We start from the raw sequence: 23,634 nt of genomic DNA, 5'->3' as shown, positions 1-23,634 counted from the left end.
GTCTTCCTTATTTCACAGCGCCGAAGGTCAGGCCGCGGACAAGTTGTTTTTGGCTGAACCAGCCAAGGATCAGGATTGGTGCAATCGCCATCGTCGAAGCCGCGCTGAGTTTGGCAAAGAACAAACCCTCGGGGCTGGAATAGCTGGCGATAAACGCCGTGAGCGGGGCCGCATCGACAGCGGTTAGATTGAGCGTCCAGAACGCCTCGTTCCAGGCAAGGATGAAGTTCAAAAGCACGGTCGACGCAATGCCGGGAATGGCCATCGGAGTCAGAACGTAGAGGATTTCCTCTTTCAGCGAAGCGCCGTCCATTCGCGCGGCTTCCAGAATTTCTCCGGGAATTTCGCGGAAATAGGTGTAGAGCATCCAGACGATGATCGGAAGGTTGATCAGCATCAGCACGACCACCAACCCCCCGCGTGTATCCAGCAAACCCAGCCGGATAAACAGCAGATAAATCGGGTACAGCACACCGACGGCTGGTAGCATCTTGGTGGACAGCATCCAAAGCAGAATATCTTTGGTGCGCTTTGAGGGCACAAAGGCCATCGCCCACGCCGCAGGCACCGCGATGATAACCCCCAACAGGGTCGAGCCCCCTGCGAGGATGACTGAATTCCACAGGAACCGCATATAGTCCGAGCGCTCCTGCACAACGGCATAGTTCTCGAGCGTCCAGTCAAAATTCAGGAACAGCGGTGGGCTGGCGATGGCCTGGGCTTCTGTCTTAAAGCTGGTCAGGATCGTCCAGAGGATCGGGAAAAAGATCAGCAGACCGACAGCCCAGGCAAGGGCGGTGTTCAGCGATTTGCGGCGGGGTGTGACGGCGCGGGCCATGACTTGTTACCTCCTCACGCGTCCAGATTTTTGCCGACGATGCGCATCAGGAAGAACGCAACAATATTGGCAAGGATGATGGCATAGACCCCTCCGGCTGATCCGAGGCCGACATTCTGGCTTTCCAGCACACGCTGGAAAATCAGGTAGGTCAGGGTACGGGTGCCGAAAGCACCGCCAGTGGTCACGAAGATTTCCGCAAAGATCGACAACAGAAAGATGGTCTGGATCAGGATCACGATGGTTATCGCGCGGCCGAGATGCGGCAGGATGATATGATAAAACCGCTTTAGTGGCGGCGCTCCATCCATTTCAGCGGCCTCCAGTTGTTCACTGTCCAACGACTGGATCGCAGTCAGCAGGATCAGGGTCGCGAAGGGTAGCCACTGCCACGAAACGATCATGATGATCGAAGTCATCGACGCTTGGGACAGCCAGGAAATCGGCTCGGCCCCGAAAAAGCGCCACAGATGTGCCAGCAACCCATTCACCGGATCCATGAACATGTTTTTCCAAACCAACGCGGACACAGTCGGCATGACAAAAAACGGAGCGATTACAAGGATGCGGACAACGCCTTGGCCCCACATTGGCTGGTCCAGCAACATCGCCAGAAGAACACCCAGAATGACCGTTATCACCAAGACACCGCCAACGATCACAAGCGTCGCCTGCACGGCCGGCCAGAACGAACTGGAAGAAACGAAGCGGATGTAGTTGTCCAACCCGACCCAGCCCAGATCACCGCCACGAAGGGGAAGGTATTTCTTGAAGGAAAAATACAGTGTCATCGTCAGCGGAACGAGCATCCAGCCAAGCAGCAAAACCACGGCAGGTGCCATCATCAGGCGAGCGACGGATCGGGAATGTTGAGTTGCCATGGCGCAAACCCTCTCTGTTCAGGCGTAGCACAAGCCTGCGAGAAAAACGCGAGTTGTGAAAGTGAGAGCGGGGGGCAACATGTGCCCACCCGCCGGGGAGAAGACCTCAGTACCCTGCGGCTTCCATTTCTTCAGCGGTGAATGCCTGAGCTTTTTCAAGCGCTTCGTCCACTGATTGCTGTCCGGCGTAAACTGCCGAAAACTCCTGACTTACCTGCGTGGCGATGCCCGCAAATTCCGGGATCGCAACGAATTGGATACCGGTATAGGGCGTCGGCTGGGCGCAGCAGTTCTGCGGGTCAGCCGCCAGGATCGACTTGAGCGTCATCTGTGCGAAGGGGATATCCTTGTATTCCGGGTTTTCGTACAACGAGGTTCGCGCACCCGGAGGCACATTGGCCCACCCTTCATTCTCGGCAACCAGTTCGATGTATTCCTTCGAGGTTGCCCACTCGATGAACTGCTTGGCCGCGTCCTCTTGCTGTGTGCCTGCCGGAATTGCCAAGGCCCATGCCCACAACCAGTTCGCGCGTTTGTCGACACCTTCCGCGTTCGGAGCCAGCGCAAAGCCGACTTTGTCAGCCACGGTTGAATCGGTGGGATTTGTCACGAAGGACGCGGCGACAGTGGCATCAATCCACATTCCGCATTTGCCTTGCTGGAACAGTGACAGGTTTTCGTTGAAACCGTTGGTGGCATAGCCTGCCGGACCGGATTCACCCATCATGTCGACAAAGAAGGTCAGCGCCTCTTTCCACTCGGGCTGGTCGAACTGAGGTTTCCAGTCCTCGTCAAACCAGCGCGCGCCAAACGAATTGCCGGTTACGGTGATAAAGGCACCGCCCTCACCCCAACCAGCCTTGCCGCGCAAACAGATTCCGTTGATGTCGTTGTCGCGGTCCGTCATGGCGGCCGCCGCTTCGCGGATGAACTGCCAGGTCGGGGCTTCGGGCATCTCCAAGCCCGCCTTCTCCATCAGGTCCATGCGATACATGATCATCGAGCTTTCGCCGTAGAATGGCGCCGCATAGAGCGTACCTTCATGGCTCAGACCACCGGCCATAGCTGGCAGAAGGTCGCCGACGTCGTATTCCTCGGACAGACCATCCAGCGGCACCAGCCAACCATTCGAGCCCCAGATCGGGGTTTCGTACATCCCGATGGTCATGATGTCGAACTGGCCGCCCTTGGTCGTTATGTCCGTGGTGACGCGCTGGCGCAGAACGTTTTCTTCCAGCGTCACCCACTCTACGTCGATGCCCGTCGCTTCGGTGAACTTGTCCGTATAGCCTTGCATCCGGATCATGTCGCCGTTGTTCACTGTTGCGATTGTGATGGATTGCGCGTGGGCTGCTGCCGTTGCGACGAATGTCAGTGCAGTCGCCGCACGAAGTGCGTTCTTCAGATACATCCCTGTCCTCCCTGAGCTTGGATGTCGTGCAGAGAGGGTAGTTTGTAAATTATCGCGGCGTCAATAAAAACTTTACGCGCGTTAATTTTTGAACATCACGCGGACTCCCTCAACACCAACCTGGCCGGAAACAGGGTCTCTGTCCGCGCATCAAATTTCCCACCACTTTCAATAAGTTCAAACAACGTCTCGACACTGCGCGCGGCAACGTTGTCATAGTCATGAGCCGCTGTAGTCAACGAGGGGCACGTGAATTTTGCGAAGGGATGATCATCATTAGAGGCCACCCGCAGAGCGCAATCCTCTCTGCGACCGACCCGAATCCCCTGCTCGTAACAGGCTGCGAGAAAGCCGATGGCAAGCCGGTCATTGCTGCACAGGACCGAATCTGTTCTCAGCTCACCCTCCTCCAGAACCTTGAGCGCTCCGCGACGGCCGATATCCTCGAAGGCCCAGCCTTTACCCTCGACCTTGATGACATGAGGCTCAAACCCCAGACGCTTCATCACCTCGTTATACGCCTTGCGCCGCTTGTTCGCGTTCGGGTTGGCCGGGGTGCGCATTTCAAAGAAAGACGGAGGTTCGCCCGTGCGGGTCATGTATTCCACGGTCTGTGAAACAAAGCTGAAGTTGTCCGAGCCGATGAAGGCCGCACCCAGCCCCTCCAGGTTACTGTCGAAAAGAACCGTCGGGACGTCGGCGCAGAATTTTTCGATCGCCGACTTGTCGGACGCCCGCCCCAGCGGTGCAAGCAGCACGCCCGCAGGTTTCAGAGAGCGCAGGCTATCGAGTATCTCGTTCTCAAGCTTTTGTTCGCCGTGAGAACTGAACAAGGTTGGCCGATACCCTGCCGCAATGCAGCTTTGCTCGAGGTAGCGGGCGATTTCGGCAAAGAACGGGTCGGCCAGATAGGGCACCACGATACCGACGTTCTTTGTCAGCTTTCGGTTCTGATTGATGGCATAGATATTCGGGCGATAGTCAAACCGCTCAAGGGCTTCTTCTATCTTAGCGCGTGTGCTGGCACGCACACTGTCGGGGTCGTGAAAGTACTTTGAAACCGTCGGTCGTGAGATCCCACTTACTGCGGCAAACTCCTCCATGTTCTTTATCTTGGTCATCTGTCGGCCTGCACGTATTGATCCATTGCGATCTTGTCGCAACTTTACATATTCTTTGCGCGCGCCAAAAAATCAATACCGCGTCTCTTGCCGCCCAATCCAAGCAGGACTACAGATTCAACATGTTCATCGGGATTGATATCGGAACCTCGGCGGTCAAGGTCGTCTGCACGAGTGCGGCGGACATTCTGGCTTCGGCTTCTGTTGACATCCAAACATCTTCTCCTCAGCCCGGATGGTCAGAGCAAGCGCCCGATATCTGGTGGCGCGCGACAATCACGGCACTCAAACAGTTGAGCCGTCAAATCAGCCTGGCCGATGCGCAGGCCGTGGGGCTGTCCGGTCAAATGCACGGGGCCGTGCTTTTGGACGCGGAACTGCACCCGGTCAGACCCGCGATACTTTGGAATGACAACCGAGCCGCCCTACAATGCGAGCAACTGCGCGCGGCCGTTTCGCAGATCGGTCAAATCGCCGGTGTTCTTCCCCTTCCGGGCTTCACGGCACCCAAGGTCATGTGGCTTGAACAATCCGAACCTGAAAGTTACGGGCGGATCGCGCATATTCTGTTGCCAAAGGACTATGTCGGCCTGCGCCTCCACGGTGAGATCGTGACAGATGTGTCAGACGCAGCCGGTACGCTTTGGCTGGATCAGTCCCACCGGGAATGGAGTGCCCGGATCGCCGAGGCCACCTGCACCCAGCCGGATTGGTTGCCTCCGGTCAAACATGGGCATTGCGTTGCTGGCCAGATCACACCACAGGGCGCGCAGAAAACCGGGCTTCCGCAGGGTATCCCCGTCGTTGCAGGCGGAGGCGATGCAGCAACGGGCGCGGTCTCACTGGGTGCCACCGAAGCGGGTCGCGGCTTCATATCGCTTGGCACATCGGGTCAGCTTTTTGTTGCAGACCAACGCTATCGCCCTAATCCCGAAAGATACGTTCACGCATTTGCTCACACGGTGCCGGATCGCTGGTATCAAATGGCTGCGATGCTGAACGGCGCAAGGCCAATCGCGTGGATAGGAGGTCAGCTGGGTCTTTCCGCAGCCGAAGTCGTGGCGCTTGCTGAAACCGCAAACCGCACGCGAGCGCCCATTTTCCTGCCTTACCTCACCGGCGAGCGCAGCCCGCATGGAAACCCCCACATCCGCGCCTGCTTTCTTGGCCTGGAAGACGCCACAGGACGGGCCGAGATTTGCTATTCGGTTGTTGAGGCCATCGCCTTTAGTTTTGCCGACGCAATCGAAAGCTTTGGCAACACATTGGGCGAACTCTCGGCGATCGGCGGCGGCAGCCGGTCGGACCTGTTGCTTAGGCTGATCGCCTCAGCGACAGGCACACCGATCCTGAGACCCCAAGGCGCAGACAGCGGCCCGGCATTCGGTGCCGCACGCCTTGCCGCCTGTGGAGTCGGCGCACTTGGCATCAGCGACCTGGCCCAGCAACCACCGACCTTGCGCAAGTTTGAACCCGAAATCTTCGCAAGCCTACCCGACCGCTTGTCCGCATTTCGGGCAATCTACAAGTCTATCGAAAATGTTCAGTTGCCCATTGGTCTGAACTAAAAAGACCGCCACCTACACCGTTTGAGACACCAACGAGTTGCAAGTCACCATGTGTTTAGCATGACGCGTGGCAGAGCAGAATCTAGTGGCAAGTCGAGAGTGATGAGGTAATGCAGCTGATTTTTCTGGCCGTTTGCAAGCTATTGCGTTTCAATGAGTTGCGAAGAATCAAATGGCACAACTTTTATGAAATTGGCGGCTGGAGACATATAGTGCGCACTATTTGCATCGAAAATGCACGCAATCATCTTCGGCACTTGGGCACGCCAATCGACCTACATTCCACCAAAGTGACATCGGAGCAGTTCTCGCCCGTTGTCTTGCGTTCACATAATCTGAAAATGGCTAGATAAATACCAATGAGTGCGAAAAAATCGAATGCATCCCGTGTCGCAAAAAGAGTTCGCGACTCACTTAGGGTCCTACGCGGAAAGTACGTTTCCGTTCCTTGTACCGATTCCAAAACGGCAAATGGAAGCGGGCCCGACACCGCAAGTTTAGCTCCCTCATTCCTGGCGAAACTAGACGTTGGAGAGATTATGGCGCCCCGTCCGGCAGGATTGTTGGGCAAGAGATACAGGCCGGTTGACCGCATTTGGTGGCAATATTTGTCGAGAAGTAAGTCAAAAGACATGTTTCCAGAAATTGACGACATGTCGGCGCGCGCAGTGGAAAACATAAGAAGCTTTTATGGTTCAAACGTCGAAAAACACGGGATCACATCCAGCAACTTTTTTGGCGGCAGCATAAAGAATGACGAAGCGTATATGTTGCATCGGCTAATTGTTGAAACAAAGCCGAAGTGTGTTATCCAGATTGGTACTTTCATCGGATACTCAGCCGCGATTATCTGCGATGCCTTGCGAAGTAACGGGGAAGGTCACCTGATTTGCATTGATCCAGAAATTCCTCATCGATCCGAAGGCAATCCAGTGGACATTGCCAGACTGTTTTTCCACCAACTTGGTTTAGATGATTTTGTCACCTTCCGGAGGGGTTGGAGTACGGCGAGAGGCTGCCATTACTTGGGCCCACAAAAGAGACGACAGATACCTGTTATCGGTAGGACTCTGATCGACGATTTACCAGATGGGATTGATTTCGCATTTATCGACGGCGACCATTCTACGGCCTACACCTTAATGGATTTTCACTTGATACAAGAAAACTTGAACGTAGGCGGAACTGCACTCTTTCACGACGTCTACTCTTGGCCAACCGTTGCTCAAGCAATTTCTGTTATTTGGAACGATATTGTTTATTTCGAAAAAGGCACATCTGCCTATTTCGATCTAGATGTACGGCAAGGCATCGACGGCCTCGCAATCCTTCGCAGAAAACTGGACGATTGAGCTTTGCACCTATTGTTTTGGGCGGAATGGCGATTGGACCACATCAACGGTCTCCTACTTAGAGCTTGGAGCCCGAAAGTCGGACCGACGCAATGCCCAGAACGACAAGTTGGTTTTCTTCGGGATCACTGTTTCTGACTTCACACAATTGGATTGCCGAAGATTAATCGCTGTTGAATGGAGTGTTTTGTGTGCTGGCAGGTCAAAACGACCGGATGGTTGACGTGAGCATCTAGTGATCTTCTACGCAGTTGCGTTAGCAACCGTGTCTTTAAACATTAAAGGAGCCTTACATTGAAGTTACCTTCAATTCGACGCGCTTTACGAAGCCTAAGGTCACCCGATTTATGGCTTCACATTGGCCTTCCCAAGTGTGGATCGACATCAATACAACACTACTTAGCTGCAACTGATACTAAGAATCGGAAATACGGCGTAATATACCCGGCCTCCTATCGAGAAACTGAAGGATACCTGAGCCATCTACCCCTAGCGTTAGCCGCGCGCAGCGGAAATCTAGAAGATGCAATCTCTGATATACTAGCAGAGGCAGCCGGAAGCAGGTCTACGGTTTTGTCTTGCGAAGAGTTATCGGACGCTCTGCCAGGGGGTGGTGCAGGCGCTCTTGTTGAAGCGCTCAATGAAGCATTTGATCCACAAAATGTTCACATCGTTTCCTATTTTCGAAATATGTACGAGTTCATCGAGTCAAGCTTTGCACAGTTCCTAACAGGTGGTCTTTTTTATATCGATAAAGCTGAGTTTTTTTCGACTGGCTGTTCATCAATTGGCGATTTCATGAATTGCTTTCATGCAGAAAAAGGGTTTCCAATCCATTCGCCGTCTGGATTTGTTAGATGCATCCAGATCTCCGCCCTACCCCAAACGACCCCAACGCAAAGTTTGATCCGCTGGCCTATTTTGAATTTGGTTCAGTAAATCCAGCTAGTCCATTGGCTTCGGCGATTGCGGAACGAGACAAGGCTCTTCAAGAGCGTGACGCAGCACTGGTTGAGCTTGCGCGTGCGAAGAGATACCCGTGGAAGTATTTGAAATATGCCGCGAAGCTGCGAATGCAACGCGGTCGGAAGCACTACTAACGTGAATTTCGACAAATACCACCGAATTGACCCGAGCACGGATAAATCTGCTAAAAATGTCCACTGCTCGGGAATTGACCGAGGTGGGCGTCTGCGCGCTGGTCTATGGGTGACACCAAAGGCAGCAAAAGTTCAGAGAGTATTCAAGGGTCTGTGGCCCCAACGACATTCCCTATTGCCCCATCCGCCTTGTGCCCGACAAAGACATACCGCGCCGTTATGTGGAAATGAAAGAGGCCAGTTCAGGCATTGATTGCGTCGGAAGTTTCGGAATCTACGGGTATCTTGATATGGATGACACGATCGCCGAAACACTGAAAGCCGGACGCCAGATGGCCAAAAGCCTGCTAAACGGCGAAGCCCCGCAACCGTTTTGCGAAAAAGTTCTGTAAATTGCGCGCAAAGGTCAACTTGAGATATTAAAGTCGCCCTAGAAGTATGAACTGACGCATGACGATTTGCGAAAAACTCACAGGTAAATTGGGAGCCACCGGTGGACGAATACTCTTTACAACGAATAATTTTTCCGGACGAAAGCAGGATCGAAGACGCCGAACTTTTCTTTCGATGCTCAGGTTCCGCGCGTAGGGCTGCCATAAAAAACGGTTGCATTGAATTGGAACCGGGCCAGACTTTGGATCTGTGCACTTTTTTTAACGCTTTCAGTTTCAGGAAATGGACCAACGCGGCAAATATCGGGCGCATCGGCATTCAACTTAGAGGTGAGGGCAGGATCACCGCAGTAATTTCTGGATACTCTGTCCGAAATGACCGTTTCGAACTTCAAAGTTCTGAATTGGATCTCAAAACAGCAGACACCATATGGTTAGAGAACTTAACACAGCACGAAGAGCTGGCGACGTTGGAAGTCGATATTATTGCAGGTTCCACAGCACGTCTGGAACCCTCACAATGGGTAACCGATGCGGCACCCCAAAGAAATGTCTCCATCGCCGCCGTAGTCACGACATTTAAAAGAGAGAAAATGGCCGAACGGGCGATTAGGAAATTCGAGACCTCGATTTTGCCCGATCCCGCCAGTCACACCGGCCATCTGTTCGTCATCGACAATGGGCAGTCGCTCCAAACTGATACCACCGATGCCGTATCTGTTATTCCTAACAAGAACCTCGGCGGAGCCGGCGGGTTCACGCGAGGGTTGCTAAAAGCACAAGATCTAAGCGGATTTACCCACGTGCTGTTCATGGATGATGATGCAGACTGCCATCCTGAGTCAGTCCGACGAACAGCGGCATTACTGTCATATGCAAAAAACGAAAACGCCGCGGTTTCAGGAGCCATGTTTTTGTCTGATCGAAGGACAATTCAGCACGAGAAATCAGCGGTCTTCGCGCTTTCTGGTCGGAAAGGAAAGGCGATCACACAAGTTGGACACAAGTCCAACCTATCCCAACCGGCAGAAGTTGTTCAAAACGACTTGGCCGACATCGGTAACTTTGGTGGTTGGTGGTTCTTTTGTTTTCCAATAGACAAAGTTGAAACTTTACCTTTCCCGTTTTTTGTACGGGGAGACGACATCGAGTTTTCGCTCGCCAATAATTTTGACATTCTCACTCTCAATGGTATCGCAAGTTGGTGCGAAGACTTTGCTCAGAAATGGAAACCCTCAACGACGTATTTGGCACATCGTGCTGAACTGGCAATTTCCGCTTTGCATGCAAGCGAAGAACGGATGCAAAGACACGCTGAGCAAATTCTCAAAATGGCTCTTCGTGCAGGGCGAGTGTTCGATTACCAAGACATGGAGGCACTGATTGCTGCCATGACAGACTTCTTAGAAGGTCCTCGCTTCTTCTCAGAAAACAAAGCGACGATGGACCGCCTTGCGGAATTTAGTACTTCCGACAATACCAGTATTATCGAAGCCGATGAATCAGAACTTCTAGACAAGCAGCCGCCTCGCTATCGCGGAACACTTTCCGGAGTGATTAGGCAAGCTTGGACCCTTGATGGACACAGAAGAACGCGCGCGTACAAAGAAAACATTGCATGGACGGACAAACCTCATGAAGCAGCGAGTCTAGACACATCGCGGTATAAGAAGGTTGCCATAGAAACAGAATATGGGCTTCGTGTCTTCGAGCGCGACAACGATCGCTTTCTAAAAAACTGGTCCAAGATCAAAGACCTGAGGAAACTGATCCGCAAACGCGCTCCGTTATTGATTTCCTTGTACCGAGACAATCAACACGAAGTGAGGTCTGACGATTTCTGGCGCAGGTCGTTGGGCATCGCTGCTTCCAAGACGAACCTAGAGTAGTAATCTCGCGTTTTGCCAAGTTGGAGCTGAGACGGTGCGTTCAAACTTGTGCGATGTATCTCTGCGTTTCCAGAACGCCCTCAAGCGCATCGAAAACGGCTTTTCTCAAACGATTGCGTTCCGCCGCTTCAACCTCTTCTTTGACAAGTTCCGATAACTGCTTTTGCGCTGCGGCGTAGGCCTCGAAAAAGTCTTTGGAGTCCGGTGCGTTCAGTGTGTCGACATCAGGTAGAGCAAGATGAGGGTCGAATAGGTTTTTCCAACTTTCTTGTGGTAAACCAAATTCATGCAAACGATGGTCCGGGGAGGCGAAATAGAGCGGACGGCTGCCGCAAGCAAAGGCGTCAAAGATCTTTTCGGTGATGTAATCCGGTTGATGAGTGTTCTCAAACGCCGCAATGTTGCGCGCACGACCATCGAGTTGAATAATCTTATCTTCGTGCCAGTTTCTTAGTTCAAACCTGCTTTTTCCAACACCCCAACTAGCGCCCAAGCGCTCCACTTTGCGAACATACTGCAGTTCAGCCAAGCGAGTGCGCCAAGCACAAAGCCCGTAAACATCGCCTTCTGCCAAAAAGACGTCGTGGTAAGTTTCAGGGCGTCTTTCGAACATGAAAGATATGTCTATTGGCCGTGACACAAAATGGTCCCGCCATTCGGCTTGAGAACGCGAGGCATTGCGCGTGAACAAACGCCGGTACGTTGAGAGGAAACGGGGATTTGTGAGCAGATAATACGGTAAGCGATCAAAATGAAAAATCTCACAAGTCTGATGATTGAGTTGTACAACTGGCAAGGCTCCATGCTCGGTATCGACAATGATCTGCTCCGACATGGGGTTTCGGCCCCATATTGTGTCCCAGAATGGCTCCTCGGACAGCCAGACAATCGGCAGACCGCGAAGACGCCATTCTTCAACTACTTCAACTGGAGCGTCCGCAACATCAAGACAATGGGCAAAAACGCAAATATCCGCGTCGACCGGTTTGTCAACCTTTTGGATCCGTCCTTCCCAGAGAGGTGACAACCAAGTGTAACTAAGAGGCGTGCGCTGCGAGTGTCGGCCAGAAAGATATATGCGGATCATGAGACTGTATCTGCCTCTGCTATCCAGCGTTCCGCTCTCGCTAGAGCGACTGGTGTCATGCGAAAGCCTGTCTCTCCGTAGAGCCAGTCGTGTCGAGGTGCTAGAAAGGCACCGACCCGCCGATCAAGCGCCGTGTGATACTCAGGAATGAGATTAAGGCGTATCCATCCGGCTAGATGCAGCGCGAAAGAAACAAGAGGCGGGCCGAATCTCACAAGTCCGGTCGCCTCAATCTCTGCTGCAATCGCCTCAAGCAAATCAAAGGCTTCAAGCCGCTCGGAACCGCGACGGTTGCTTTCGCGTTGCCCAGCAACATCTACATAGTGAGTAGCGCAGATCCGGTCGCTGGTCAGCACAGAGCCTGCACAAATGAAACTGCGCCAGTGCATTGTGATGTCTTCGTGGACTTGCACCTCGGCGCAGCCAATGTTGTGCTGTCTAAGAAAGCTTGTCCGGTAAATCTTGTTCCACGGATAATTTGCGGTTTGGACCAACCAGTTCGCGCCATCTGTGGAAAGAGTGTCGAGCGCGCCCCAAGTTCCAGCGCGTGCCCAGAGTTCGGCATCCCAAGGCAGTACTCCCCATCCGCCCTCGGCGGAAGTAGCCGTCTCGTTGTGCCGGAACTGGCAGAAATCGAAGGCGGTATCCTTTAAATCCTGCCACAAAACCGGCAGGTCATTTGTAATCTCGTCATCAGAGTCAAAGAATAAAACGTGCTCTGTGTTCACCCGCTCCAAACCAGCATTTCGTGCAGCGCCCGCTCCGCGACTTTGTTCATGACGCAAGACATCCAAGGTTTCTGCTGCCAACTTTGTCGTTTTGGAGAGAGCTACAGCATCCAAGGGAACTGCGGATCCGTCGTCAACAATAATGATTTGGTCGAAGCAACCTAATTTTCTCACACTTTTGAGAAGCTGAAGAAGGCGTTGGTGATCATCTCGAACAGGGATTACAAGACCGAAGGTCATACAACAAAAACTCTGAAATCAAGCAGCGATAGCCGAAACGAACTCGAAGGCAAAAAGACAACTAATTCCCGATTCTTACAGGTATCCGGAACATGTTGACGCACTTGCAGACACATAGCGTCCACATGCATGTCATCACGTTCATTCAGCAGGACATGCTTGTGAAAAAAACTGTCCACAAATGTTTCAGCAAAACAAGAACGCAAACACACGCGCAAGGTGCAGGGCTCGGGCGCATATCCGCGGCACGTAAAACCGAGCGCCCCATACTTGTGAAAGCCAATTTTTCGCAAGGGAAAATGCAATGCAATCCAACTACCAGGATGATGTATCGACGCCTCAAGTTCCAAGACACGGCCTTGCGGCGAATTATAACGGCCAGTGAGCTCCATTTTTGGGTCTGCTCTTAGTGAAGCACCACCAAAAAACTCAACAAACTGGCTTAAATCTCCCTGTACCTTGGAGTCTCGAAGACAAATTAGGCTGTGATTCAGCTTGGCATTTACCGGCCCAAGTCGCTTTGAAATCCCCGTCGTTCGATATGCGGCCTCTAGCCATCGCTGCATGCAAATTTCTCCATCTCGCATTCGCGGGCATGATGGCTAATTCTAAAGCGGTTCATGCCACTAATGACAAAGGTGCGCGAAAATCAGCTCAGCGATTTTCACCACGCTTGTACCTTCCCGCTAGAACTCTGTCACTCATATTTGCAGAGGTATCACTGCTTTTGATGTGATATGGTGAACCTTTGAACTGGGAGCGGCATTGTCCGGCATCGTTTATCCAACACAATAAGTAGGCAAGATGATGAAATGCCACCTGTCTGCCAGTGCAACTTAAGTTCAAGATATGCGCCAAGTAACCGAGAACTTTTAAAAGCCGAACCGCTGACTACTCTTGGTATTATTTCATCGATCGCCGCGTGTTGTCTAAGAAATCAACCCGTCAGAGGTGGAGAACGTGGCGCCCATTCCGAGGGCATGATCAGGAACTTGTGCGAGCAGTTTCACCTGCCAGAAACGCTCACGCGCGACTTGTCCACCATGCTGGGTCGCTGCCTTAACAACGAAGATGACATTGCGTTCAGATCGAGTTTGAGGGTGCGCTGGCAGCAATGATTGGTTTGGCCAAAAGGAACAAGGCCGCCCTGCGGCGGCTTGTTCGGCACTTTGTTCGACCCAAGTGGTTGCGGGAAGGCCCGGGAAAAAGCGTGAATTCGTGCACCTTACGCAAGGCATTTGACGACGCAAAACGCAGTAGGTTTCCCGGTCGAATGCGATGAGAGAATTAGATAATGCGGGGTACCTAAGCGTACTATCCCTGTAGTCCGTGTTTCTTGATTTTATTATATAGCGTGCGGGTGGTCATCCCCAGTTCCTGAGCGGTCTGCGCGCGGCGATATCCGTTGCGGGCAAGCGCCTCTGCGATCCAGTCGCGCTCAGAGATTGCAGCCCGAGCCGAAGTTTCATCCTCTTGCACCTTTGGAACGACCGCCGGTTTTCGGCGCAAGAAGTCGACAGTCTTGAGATCAATCGTAGCCCCATTAGACTTGCGAACGGCACGCTGAACGGCGTGGTGCAGCTCTCTCACATTGCCGGGCCAATCGTGTTCCAACATCAGCCGCAAGGCGGCGTTTGAGAATTTCGGAGCGTCGCCGCTTACCTTTTTCCCCAAATACATAGCCAACTCGGGGATATCATCCACCCTTTCGCGCAACGGCGGCAGTGTGATTTCGTGACCGGATATTCGGTAGTACAAGTCCTGACGAAACGCTTTCATCTCGACCTGGCCGAACAGGTCCTGAGTTGTGGTCGAAATGATCCGGGCATCGGCTCGTTTAAGCGTGTGATCACCGATCCGCTGCACCGTCTTTTCATCCGTGAACTTTAAGATTCGCCCCTGATGCTCGGGCTGCAACGCCGCGATTTCATCAAAGATGACGGAGCTGCCAGAGGCTTGCTCCAACGCGCCACGTTGGGCACCTGCCCCGCCATATGCGCCGGACGCCCTGCCCAGCAGATGCACGCCGCCTTCCTCGCCCCCCAAGGCGGGACAGTCCACGACTACAGGCTGCCGCCGGGCTGCCGGGCCTGCCTCGTGCAGCCTGAGCGCCGCTCGGCTTTTGCCGGTTCCGGTCTCGCCAACCAGCAGAACAGGGATGTCTTCATAGGCCAGATCATCCAATTCTTCGCGGATCATCTGCATGGCGACGGAGGAGCCAACCAAGTCGTTCTCAATATTGGAAAGGCCAGATTGAATGCGCGACAGACTTGGAATGGCGGTAAAGCCCTTTGTGACCTCGCTGAGAGTTTGCTCGACAGGCAAGCGGTCCAGAGTTGAGCCTGCAACAAACCCCTGCACACCACAGATGCGGGTAATCGCCAACGCTTCCTCTGGCGAGGTGATGGGGCCGCCATGACACAGTTTGTCGACCGATGCAGGCACGCCCTCCAGCACACGTTCGATCTGTGCTGCGGCAGTTTCCAGCGTCAGGTGCGTGCTGACGCCAGTTCCACCGCTTGTGAAGCCCACGTTGACGCAGATGGCCGTTGCGCCTGCATCGACCATCTTTCGTGCCTGAGCATTTGTGAGAACATAAACGAAGGTGCCCAGACCGGCCCGAGTTGCCTCTTGAACCAATTCTATCTCGCGGTCGAACCCCAGCCCCTCGCGCTCCATCAAAGCGCCAAGCCGCCCGTCTATCAGAGTTGTTGAAGGAAAGTTGCATATGCCCGAAAAGCCAAGACGTTTGGTTCTTTGTACCAGCTCGCCAATGTCCAGATCGGGATCACTAACCGAAAACCCCGCATAGATCGGCGCAGAGCAACGCCCCAGCATTTCGCGTTCGGCAAATTCGATAACCCAGTCATTGGCGGCCCGGACAGGCAGAAAGCTCGTCAAGGACGAGGCACCTTGCACCCGAAAACGCCCTGCATTCAATGCCAGCAGATAATCGGCCCCAGCTTTGTCTGCGGCCTTTGCCGTCAGGCCCGATCCAACGACGGCAGCAAACAGAAAGTTTCGGTCACGAATGGTCATGATGCGCCCTCACACCAAATCAGTCCATCTACCTCGAGGCTGCTGAGTGGGACCATGCGTTCGTGCCATACCGATGTATAGGCCAGCACGCGGACGTGTTTCGCCTCATCCCGGATCGTCTCGATCAGCCTTTGAAGCGAGCCCAGAACCAACGAGCCGCTGTCCGGGCTTTCCACGTCCAATAGTCCGGGATGCAGAACGAGATGATCCAACCCGGCCTTCACAGCGGCGCGGGCCTGCGTCAACGAGATGAAGAATGCAAGCGTCTGGAACCCGGCGTCCTTGGCGCGGGCCAGAAACGCATACTCAAATTCCGGTGACGCCGGAATAGTGGACATGGACTGCCGCAAGCTGCCGTCCAACAGGATAGAGGACGGCCAGTTCGCCACACCGCGATACCCCATCTCAAAGAGTTGCGAGAACATGGTCGCCTCGGACCCGAACGGATCGCTGGCCAATATCGCGGCCCAATCGCCTTGTCGCGGCTTTTCGCGCAGCACACGGTTGTGGTCGAGCCGGGGCATCACAAAGGCCAGATCCGATTGGGAAACCGTCAGCCCAGCCAGAGCCGGACAGTAAATACGGTCGCCCAAGTCAGGGTTAGCCGAGAGCGACCCAGTCAGTGTCAGGTTTTTCATGATTATGTATAGGAAAATTTTTCTGCAGTTGAGAAGTAATTTCTCATTTTTTCCTATTTCCCAAGCAAAGCACCAAACGAAACAAGATCAACAATCTGATTATAAACAATAATATTTTCAACCTCGATTCGCACTAATGCTGTGTCACCCCCGAAAACTCGGACATGATTTCCTCAACGGGAGGAATCATGACTTTATTTCTAATCGTCACCCTGAACGGGCTGACGCTTGCAGCACTCTACTTTTTGGCCGCCAGCGGGTTCAGCCTGATCTTTGGCCTGATGCGGACGGTGAATATGGCCCATGGCGCGCTGCTGCTTTTGGGTGGTTATGTCGGCTATAGCATTGTCGAAACAACCGGTTCATGGGGATTGGGCGTTGTGGGTGGAGGCTTGGCCGCTGCCTTGGCCGGAGCGATAGTGCAGGCCGGGATTCTTGGCTGGATGCAGGGTGATGAGCTTCGCCAAACCCTCGCTTCGATTGCGATATCGATTATCATGGCGGATCTCATGCTTTGGCACTGGGGCGGGCTGACCTATCAGGTGCAACTGCCCGAAGCTCTGGCCGGTGGGCAGCGCTTGCATGTCCTGGGCGTCGGATATGCCAATATACGCCTCGCGCTGATGGGGTTTGCGTTGGCCACGGGCGTCGCTCTTTGGTTCCTGATCCAGCGTACTCGGTTCGGAGCCGTGATCCGCGCTGGCGTAGACGATCAGGACATGTTGCGCGCACTTGGCTATCCGATCAACCGCATCTTTGTCTTGGTTTTTGCCTTGGGCGGCATGCTCGCCGGCATGGCAGGTGTGGTCGCGGCAAGTGCGTTGTCTATCGCGCCGGGAACAGACCTTCAGTTTCTGCTGTCTTCGTTGGTCGTCGTGATCGTTGGTGGCATGGGCTCGATCGGAGGGGCCGCATTGGGCGCCCTGCTGGTTGGCCTGGCCGAGCAATACGGGCTGGCCTACGCACCCACCTACGGCGTCGTGTTCACATTTGCGATCATGGTTCTCGTCCTGGCGGTTCGTCCGCAAGGCTTGATGGGAAAAGCGGAACAATGAAACAGTCTCTTATCCTCGTTCCCCTTCTGGCCCTGCCGTTTGCCTTGAACGATTTCTGGCTGACACAAGTCGCAACGCGGTCCCTGATCCTTGGAACAATGGCGCTGAGCCTCAGCTTTCTGGCCACCTACCTGGGTGTCGTGTCTTTCGCACAGGCGACAATGGCCGGGATTGCGGGCTATACCATCGCCTATTTCGGACCCAACACCGTCGGGATCGGAGTACCGCTGTCTTTCTGGATCTCGATCCCGCTGGCGCTGATCCTTGCGACGGCATCCGGCGCCCTGGTTGGCCTGATCGCGCGCCGATCCCGTGGAATCTACGCCATTATGATCACATTAGCGATTGGCGTGGCCTTCTTCTATTTCACCCGTCAGAATTACACCCTTTTCAACGGCTGGACCGGGTTCTCTGGCGTTCGCGCGCCTGAGATTGGCGGCATAAGCCTGCGAAACCCTGTGCCACTTTACCTGCTTTCGCTTGGAGTGGCAGCGCTGGCGTTGGCTTTGGTCAGTGGCTTTGTCCGCTCGCCTCTGGGCCTGACCATTCAAGCGGTACGGGATGCGCCCGGGCGTGTTCTTGCGCTGGGAATTTCTGTCACGACACCAATCATAGCTGCCTTTGCCTTTTCAGGTCTGCTGGCAGGAACCGGTGGCATCCTGAACGTCTGGTATCAAGAGCGTATCTCGTCCTTCTCGGTCGGCCTTGGACCCATCATCGACATCCTGATCATTTCGGTAATCGGCGGTCTACGCCACCCCGGTGGAGCCTTCGTCGGAGCAGTGGTCTTTGTCCTTCTGGACACTTTCGCCGTCGATCTGATCGACCGCGAGCGGTTTAACACGCTGATCGGCGCTGTCCTGCTGCTGATCGTCATCGTCGCTCCGGGCGGATTGCAACAACTGGCCGGCGACTGGCTTGCCCGCCTGCGCACCCCGGAAACTAAAGAAAAATCAACTATCTGAGCAAACTCATAGGGAGGAACCTAAGAAATGAACAAGCTCAAAATGGCTGCATCCGCGCTTGCCTTGTGCGCAGTGGCGGTCCCGGCATCTGCCGAAGACGTCAAGGTCGGTGTGATCTCGATCCTGGAAGGCGCGTTTGCCGCGCTGGGTCAGGACGGAATTCGCGGCGCGGAACTTGCGGTGCTTGAAACTGGAGGAGAGGTTGACGGCAACAAGATCGAAGTCATCACCATGTCGTCCGACGCCAGCCCCGACAGTGCCGTGAACGCGGCGCGAAAGCTGATCGAACAGGACGGCGTCGATATCATCGTCGGCCCGCTGTCAGGTTCTGAAGGTCTGGCGCTGCGCGACCTTTCCAAATCCTATCCCGGCGTGACCTTCCTGAACGGTTCTTCGGCGGCACAGGACACGACGCTGCGCGACGGTTCCGAGAACTTCTACCGTTTCGGCGGCGATGGCGCACAGTGGATGGTCGGTGTGGGCGACTACGCCTTTAACGACATGGGCTACAAATCCGTAGCCGTAATCGCCGAGGACTATTCCTTCCCCTACACGCAGGTTCTGGGCTTCATGACCGAATTCTGCGAGGCAGGCGGCACGGTGCCCGAGAAGTTCTGGACCCCGATCGGCAACAAGGACTATTCCTCGGTTGTTTACTCGATCCCGGATGATGTTGATGCGTTGTTCGTGGCGCTGGGTGGCGCGGATGCCGTGAACTTCCTGACCCAGTATAGCCAGGCTGGAGGCGAAAAGCCGATCATTGGTGGCTCGATCACCATCGACCAGTCGATCCTGGACAGCAAAGGCCCGTTCAAGAAACTTTTGGTGGGCGCACCTGCTGGCACTCCGACCGTTGGCGACTATGACGGCGACGAGTGGAAGGCCTTCACCGCCAGCTACACCGAAGCCTTCCCGGATGGCTTCTCGGCCCCGTCGATCTTTGCGCATCACTACTACATGAGCGCGAAGGCCGCGATGCTGGCGTTGGACGAAGTGGACGGCGATCTTTCGGATGACCAAGCGGCCTTCCGCGCTGCGCTGAATGACCTGACCTTCACCACGCCCACCGGTGGCACTATGCGTCTGGACAAGAACCGCAATGGCGTGATCGACAACTTTGTGACCGAAGTTTACGAACGTGAAGACGGCTCGCTGGGTAATCGCGTCGTTAAGGTTGTACGCGATGTGGATCAGCTGCTGGGGCAGGACGAAGACGTCTTCCTGGCGTCGGGTCCGGTTAGCCGGGACAACCCCTCGTGCCCGTAAGCCTTTCAGATAACACCGCCAATGCCCTGGAGGTCCGGGGCATTGGTAAACGCTTTGGCGGGTTTTGGGCGGTTCAGGATATCGACCTGACCGTCCGCCCCGGCGAGCGTCGCGCGATCCTTGGACCGAACGGAGCGGGCAAGACCAGCCTGTTCAACGTGCTGACCGGGGATATCAGCGCCACGACCGGCTCGATCACCTTGTTTGGCGACAGCGTGACGCGCGAGCCGATCAACAAGAGAATTCAACGTGGGCTGCGCCGCACGTATCAGCACGCCCACCTGTTCAACGGCCTGACCGTGCGCGACACGCTGTTTCTTGCTGTAGCCGGGGTACGCGGTGGCTGGCTGCAGGTTTTGCCCCTAAGGACCGGCGATGACCGGCTGGCCGAGGCCGAACGACTGGCCGAGGTTGCAGGCGTCACCGACGTACTGGACCGCGAAACCTCGGAACTCAGCCACGGTCAGCGGCGGCAGCTTGAGATCGGGATCGCGCTGGCCGAGAACCCGAAAATTCTGTTGCTCGACGAACCGGCGGCAGGGTTGTCACCTGCCGAACGTCCTAAACTCAGCGCGTTGCTTATGTCTTTGCCCAAGGACGTGACAGTCGTGTTGATCGAACACGATATGGATATTGCCTTGCAGACCTCGGAAAGTGTCTCGGTTCTCTATAACGGGCGGATGCTGGCCGAAGGCTCGCCCGACGAGATCATGCGCAACGAAGACGTACACCGCGTATATATCGGAGGTGCTCATGGCCACTGATGATCTGCTTGAGATCCGCGGAGTGGACTTGCGCTATGGCTCGAGCCACGTTCTACACGGGGTCGATCTGAGCCTCGACGCGCACCCATTGGGTATTCTTGGCCGCAACGGGATGGGAAAAACCAGTCTCTGCAACGCGATCATGGGGCTGCACCCACATTCCGCCGGGGAAATTCGGTTTGATGGCGTGGATATGACCGGCCTGCCCCCTGAGAAACGTGCGCAAATGGGGATCGGCTATGTGCCGCAGGGGCGGCGAGTCTTCCGGTCTCTGACGGTTGAGGAACATCTGAAGATCGTCGAACGCAAGGGGGGAGCCTGGTCGATTGACCGCGTGTACGAGACGTTCCCGCGCCTTAAGGAACGCCGCCGCAATCTAGGCAACAGACTGTCCGGTGGCGAGCAGCAGATGCTGGCGATTGGGCGCGCCTTGTTGCTGAATCCGCGCCTGATGGTGTTGGACGAACCCACCGAAGGACTGGCCCCGGCGATTGTCTCTGACGTGATTGACCTGATCGAATTGATTGCACGCGAAGGTATCGCGGTGCTGCTGGTCGAGCAGAACATGCACGCAGCGCTGGCGGCCGTACAGGACGTGGCCATCATGGTTGGTGGAGAAGTCGTCGAGCGGATGACAGCAGAAGCTCTGGAAAACGATCCGGCGATGCAGAAAAGCCATCTTGGGCTTGAACCCGGTCAGTCGGGCTAAGGGAGGGAGAAAGGATGCCAAAAAGAGCTTACGTGATCGGCACCGCCGACACCAAAGGGCCGGAATTGCGATATGTGCGCGATCTGATCGACGCGGCAGGGGTGGAAACCGTTCTCGTCAATGTCGGCACCAAGGGCGGCGAGACCGGCGTGGATGTCACGGCCGCCAGCGTCGCCGCCAGCCACCCCGACGGCCCGGCCGCAGTGTTCGTCAACGATCGCGGACAGGCCGTAACCGAGATGTCGCGCGCCCTGTCTGCCTTCGTTCTGGGCCGCGACGATCTGGGCGGCATCATTGGATTGGGCGGTTCGGGTGGTTCAGGGATAATTGCCCCTGCTATGCAGGCTTTGCCGATCGGGGTGCCCAAGGTGTTGGTATCGACCTTAGCCTCGGGCGATGTCTCGGCCTATGTTGGCGCGTCGGATGTGAACATGTTCCATCCGGTGACGGACGTGTCCGGTCTGAACCGGGTTTCACGTCGATTGCTGGGCAATGCGGCCCACGCACTTGCAGGCATGATGACAAACGATGTTCCCGAAAACTCCGACGACCGCCCCGCATTGGTTCTGTCGATGTTCGGCGTGACGACCCCTGCGGTACAAGCCATCACTGTTGGGCTAGCCAGCGACTATGATTGCCTGGTGTTCCACGCCACCGGCAGCGGAGGCCGGTCGATGGAACAATTGGTCGATCAGGGCGATGTGGCCGGCGTGCTCGACATCACCACGACCGAGATTTGCGACCTGATCGTGGGTGGAATGCTCAGCGCTGGCGAAGAACGGCTGGACAGTATCGCGCGTACAAAACTGCCTTATGTGGGATCGTGCGGGGCGCTCGACATGGCTAATTTCTGGGCGCCGGAATCCGTTCCTGCCCAGTTCAAAGGGCGCAATTTTTATCACCACAATGCTCAGGTCACCCTAATGCGCTCCACGTCCGAGGAGTGCGCACAGATCGGCACATGGATCGGCAACAAGCTGAACGCCTGCGACGGTCCGGTCCGTTTTCTGTTGCCGCTTCGCGGTGTCTCGGCGCTGGATATCGAAGGCGGCGCCTTTCATGACCCGGCCGCGAATGACGCACTTTTTCAGGCGCTGCGCGACACGGTGATCCAGACCCCGGACCGACAACTTGTCGAACTGGACATGCACATCAACGATCCCGCCTTTTCCGAGGCTGCGATCAGCAATTTCAATGAAATCTACATCGGGAAGGATACCTGAAATGGCCGTCACGGGACGCACGGAAATCCTCAACCGCCTGAAGGCGAAAATCGCGGCTGACAAGGTCATCGTGGGCGGAGGCGCAGGCACCGGACTATCCGCAAAATGCGAAGAGGCAGGTGGCATCGACCTGATCGTCATCTACAACTCTGGCCGGTATCGCATGGCAGGCCGGGGATCATTGGCCGGTTACATGTCTTACGGCAACGCCAATGAAATCGTCGTCGACATGGGGCGCGAGGTTCTGCCTGTTGTAAAGAATGTGCCCGTTCTGGCTGGGGTAAACGCCACCGACCCGTTCTGTATCATGGACAAATTTCTGGACGACCTAAGCGCGATGGGTTTCGCCGGAGTTCAGAATTTTCCCACCGTCGGGATCATCGACGGACGCTTTCGCCGCGAGCTTGAGGCGACTGGCATGTCCTACGACATGGAGGTCGAAATGATCGCCAAAGCCCGCGAACGCGACTTGCTGACCACACCTTACGTGTTCAGTGCCGATAACGCCGCAGAAATGGCCAAGGCGGGTGCGGACGTGATCGTGGCGCACTTTGGCCTGACAACCGGCGGATCGATCGGAGCCGGTGACAGCGCACCGGATATCGCCGAATGCGCGCGGCTCTACGATGAATGGGCCGCCGCCGCGCGCGCCTATCGCGACGACCTGATCTTTATCTGTCACGGCGGTCCACTGGCCGAGCCTGAGGACGCGCAGAAATTCCTTGATCTCTGCCCTGATTGCCATGGCTTCTATGGTGCGTCCTCAATGGAACGCCTGCCCACCGAGCGGGCAATAACGGCCCAAACTGCCGAATTTGGCAAACTGCGTCGCGGCGCGCGTGTAACAGAAGGAGTGTCCCAATGATCCGAGCTTATTCCTCAACCATCATCGCTGTGCCGGTCGATCAGGTCTGGGAGCGCGTGCGTGATTTCAACGGTCTCCCCAACTGGCACCCGGCAGCCACCGACAGCCGGATCGAGGAAGGTCGCGCCAACGGCGAGATCGGCTGCGTTCGCAATTTCGCACTGACTGACGGATCGGGACGTATTCGGGAAACTCTGTTGTCGCTCTCACATACAGACCGCGAACTGACGTATGACATGCTGCCGAATGGTCCACTGCCGTTCGTAGACTACGTCGCCAGAATGAAATTCTCGCCTATCACAGATCGCGGTGAAACCTTCGCCGAATGGTGGGCTGAATTCGAGGCTGGCGACGGGCAAACCGACCACTGGCACCGCTTTGTCGAGAACGATGTCTTCCTGGGAGGGTTCCGCGCCCTCGAAAACAGCTTTCAGGGTTAAAGCCGCACCGCTTCAAACAAACATGTCATCCGTGGCATGTTTGACGTGAGGTGACGTCGCAAT

At 55.2% G+C, this 23,634-nt stretch carries 20 protein-coding genes; 11 read left to right on the top strand and 9 right to left on the bottom strand.

Features of this window, described 5'->3' with window-relative positions; translation table 11 throughout:
- Positions 1–7: 7 nt before the first annotated feature.
- The 4 genes from ACR0LH_RS17440 to ACR0LH_RS17425 form a co-directional block, all read right to left on the bottom strand.
- Positions 8–838, bottom strand: coding sequence for a carbohydrate ABC transporter permease (locus ACR0LH_RS17440; protein ID WP_170388048.1), 831 nt, complete (start codon positions 836–838; stop codon positions 8–10).
- A gap of 14 nt (positions 839–852) precedes the next feature.
- Positions 853–1,719, bottom strand: coding sequence for a carbohydrate ABC transporter permease (locus ACR0LH_RS17435; RefSeq protein ID WP_170388045.1), 867 nt, complete (start codon positions 1,717–1,719; stop codon positions 853–855).
- A gap of 106 nt (positions 1,720–1,825) precedes the next feature.
- Positions 1,826–3,130 (bottom strand): ABC transporter substrate-binding protein, encoded by a 1,305-nt coding sequence (locus ACR0LH_RS17430; protein ID WP_170388043.1) that lies wholly within the window; start codon positions 3,128–3,130, stop codon positions 1,826–1,828.
- Between the two features lie 95 nt (positions 3,131–3,225).
- On the bottom strand, positions 3,226–4,251 hold the full coding sequence (locus tag ACR0LH_RS17425; protein ID WP_170645217.1) for a LacI family DNA-binding transcriptional regulator: 1,026 nt from the start codon (positions 4,249–4,251) through the stop codon (positions 3,226–3,228).
- A gap of 122 nt (positions 4,252–4,373) precedes the next feature.
- Between ACR0LH_RS17425 and xylB the strand changes: the two genes are divergently transcribed.
- From xylB to ACR0LH_RS17410, 3 genes are all read left to right on the top strand, one after another.
- Positions 4,374–5,819 (top strand): xylulokinase, encoded by a 1,446-nt coding sequence (xylB, locus tag ACR0LH_RS17420; protein ID WP_480721883.1) that lies wholly within the window; start codon positions 4,374–4,376, stop codon positions 5,817–5,819.
- Between the two features lie 539 nt (positions 5,820–6,358).
- On the top strand, positions 6,359–7,171 hold the full coding sequence (locus ACR0LH_RS17415; protein WP_480721882.1) for an O-methyltransferase: 813 nt from the start codon (positions 6,359–6,361) through the stop codon (positions 7,169–7,171).
- Positions 7,172–8,764: 1,593 nt separating this feature from the next.
- Positions 8,765–10,552: a glycosyltransferase family protein gene (locus ACR0LH_RS17410; RefSeq protein ID WP_480721881.1), complete on the top strand. Its 1,788-nt coding sequence runs from the start codon at positions 8,765–8,767 to the stop codon at positions 10,550–10,552.
- 40 nt (positions 10,553–10,592) lie between these two features.
- Here the strand turns inward: ACR0LH_RS17410 and ACR0LH_RS17405 are convergent, their stop codons facing one another.
- From ACR0LH_RS17405 to ACR0LH_RS17385, 5 genes are all read right to left on the bottom strand, one after another.
- Positions 10,593–11,639, bottom strand: coding sequence for a hypothetical protein (locus ACR0LH_RS17405; protein ID WP_480721879.1), 1,047 nt, complete (start codon positions 11,637–11,639; stop codon positions 10,593–10,595).
- Positions 11,636–12,607 carry a glycosyltransferase family 2 protein gene (locus ACR0LH_RS17400; protein ID WP_480721878.1) on the bottom strand — a complete coding sequence of 324 codons (972 nt, stop codon included), beginning with the start codon at positions 12,605–12,607 and terminating at the stop codon, positions 11,636–11,638. The genes ACR0LH_RS17405 and ACR0LH_RS17400 overlap by 4 nt, the downstream gene beginning before the upstream one ends.
- A complete protein-coding gene (locus ACR0LH_RS17395; protein ID WP_480721877.1) occupies positions 12,604–13,173 on the bottom strand; it encodes a hypothetical protein in 570 nt (189 codons plus the stop codon). Before ACR0LH_RS17395 ends, ACR0LH_RS17400 begins: the two co-directional genes overlap by 4 nt.
- 748 nt (positions 13,174–13,921) lie before the next feature.
- Positions 13,922–15,646 carry a phosphoenolpyruvate hydrolase family protein gene (locus ACR0LH_RS17390; protein WP_480721875.1) on the bottom strand — a complete coding sequence of 575 codons (1,725 nt, stop codon included), beginning with the start codon at positions 15,644–15,646 and terminating at the stop codon, positions 13,922–13,924.
- Entirely contained in the window at positions 15,643–16,284 is a 642-nt protein-coding gene (locus ACR0LH_RS17385) for a phosphoenolpyruvate hydrolase family protein (RefSeq protein ID WP_480721873.1), read from the bottom strand. Before ACR0LH_RS17385 ends, ACR0LH_RS17390 begins: the two co-directional genes overlap by 4 nt.
- 188 nt (positions 16,285–16,472) lie before the next feature.
- On the opposite strand from ACR0LH_RS17385, the gene ACR0LH_RS17380 reads away from it, so the two are divergent.
- The 8 genes from ACR0LH_RS17380 to ACR0LH_RS17345 are packed head-to-tail and all read left to right on the top strand — an operon-like array spanning position 16,473 to position 23,571.
- The gene (locus ACR0LH_RS17380; RefSeq protein WP_480721872.1) at positions 16,473–17,339 is read left to right on the top strand and encodes a branched-chain amino acid ABC transporter permease; all 867 of its coding nucleotides are present in this window, start codon (positions 16,473–16,475) and stop codon (positions 17,337–17,339) included.
- Positions 17,336–18,304 carry a branched-chain amino acid ABC transporter permease gene (locus ACR0LH_RS17375; protein WP_480721871.1) on the top strand — a complete coding sequence of 323 codons (969 nt, stop codon included), beginning with the start codon at positions 17,336–17,338 and terminating at the stop codon, positions 18,302–18,304. Before ACR0LH_RS17380 ends, ACR0LH_RS17375 begins: the two co-directional genes overlap by 4 nt.
- A gap of 27 nt (positions 18,305–18,331) precedes the next feature.
- Positions 18,332–19,570, top strand: coding sequence for an ABC transporter substrate-binding protein (locus ACR0LH_RS17370; RefSeq protein WP_170486057.1), 1,239 nt, complete (start codon positions 18,332–18,334; stop codon positions 19,568–19,570).
- Positions 19,561–20,334: an ABC transporter ATP-binding protein gene (locus ACR0LH_RS17365; RefSeq protein ID WP_480721870.1), complete on the top strand. Its 774-nt coding sequence runs from the start codon at positions 19,561–19,563 to the stop codon at positions 20,332–20,334. Before ACR0LH_RS17370 ends, ACR0LH_RS17365 begins: the two co-directional genes overlap by 10 nt.
- On the top strand, positions 20,324–21,043 hold the full coding sequence (locus ACR0LH_RS17360; RefSeq protein ID WP_480721869.1) for an ABC transporter ATP-binding protein: 720 nt from the start codon (positions 20,324–20,326) through the stop codon (positions 21,041–21,043). The genes ACR0LH_RS17365 and ACR0LH_RS17360 overlap by 11 nt, the downstream gene beginning before the upstream one ends.
- A gap of 14 nt (positions 21,044–21,057) precedes the next feature.
- Positions 21,058–22,266: a Tm-1-like ATP-binding domain-containing protein gene (locus ACR0LH_RS17355; protein WP_480721868.1), complete on the top strand. Its 1,209-nt coding sequence runs from the start codon at positions 21,058–21,060 to the stop codon at positions 22,264–22,266.
- A 1-nt stretch (position 22,267) separates the two neighbouring features.
- Positions 22,268–23,131, top strand: a complete 864-nt coding sequence (locus tag ACR0LH_RS17350; protein WP_170390203.1) for a phosphoenolpyruvate hydrolase family protein — start codon at positions 22,268–22,270, stop codon at positions 23,129–23,131.
- On the top strand, positions 23,128–23,571 hold the full coding sequence (locus tag ACR0LH_RS17345) for an SRPBCC family protein (protein ID WP_170699296.1): 444 nt from the start codon (positions 23,128–23,130) through the stop codon (positions 23,569–23,571). Before ACR0LH_RS17350 ends, ACR0LH_RS17345 begins: the two co-directional genes overlap by 4 nt.
- The last annotated feature ends 63 nt before the right edge of the window (positions 23,572–23,634 follow it).

The organism is Ruegeria sp. CL6 (assembly GCF_056536465.1).
The sequence above is the reverse complement of the archived record's forward strand: the minus strand, read 5'-3'. Positions and strand labels throughout refer to the sequence as shown.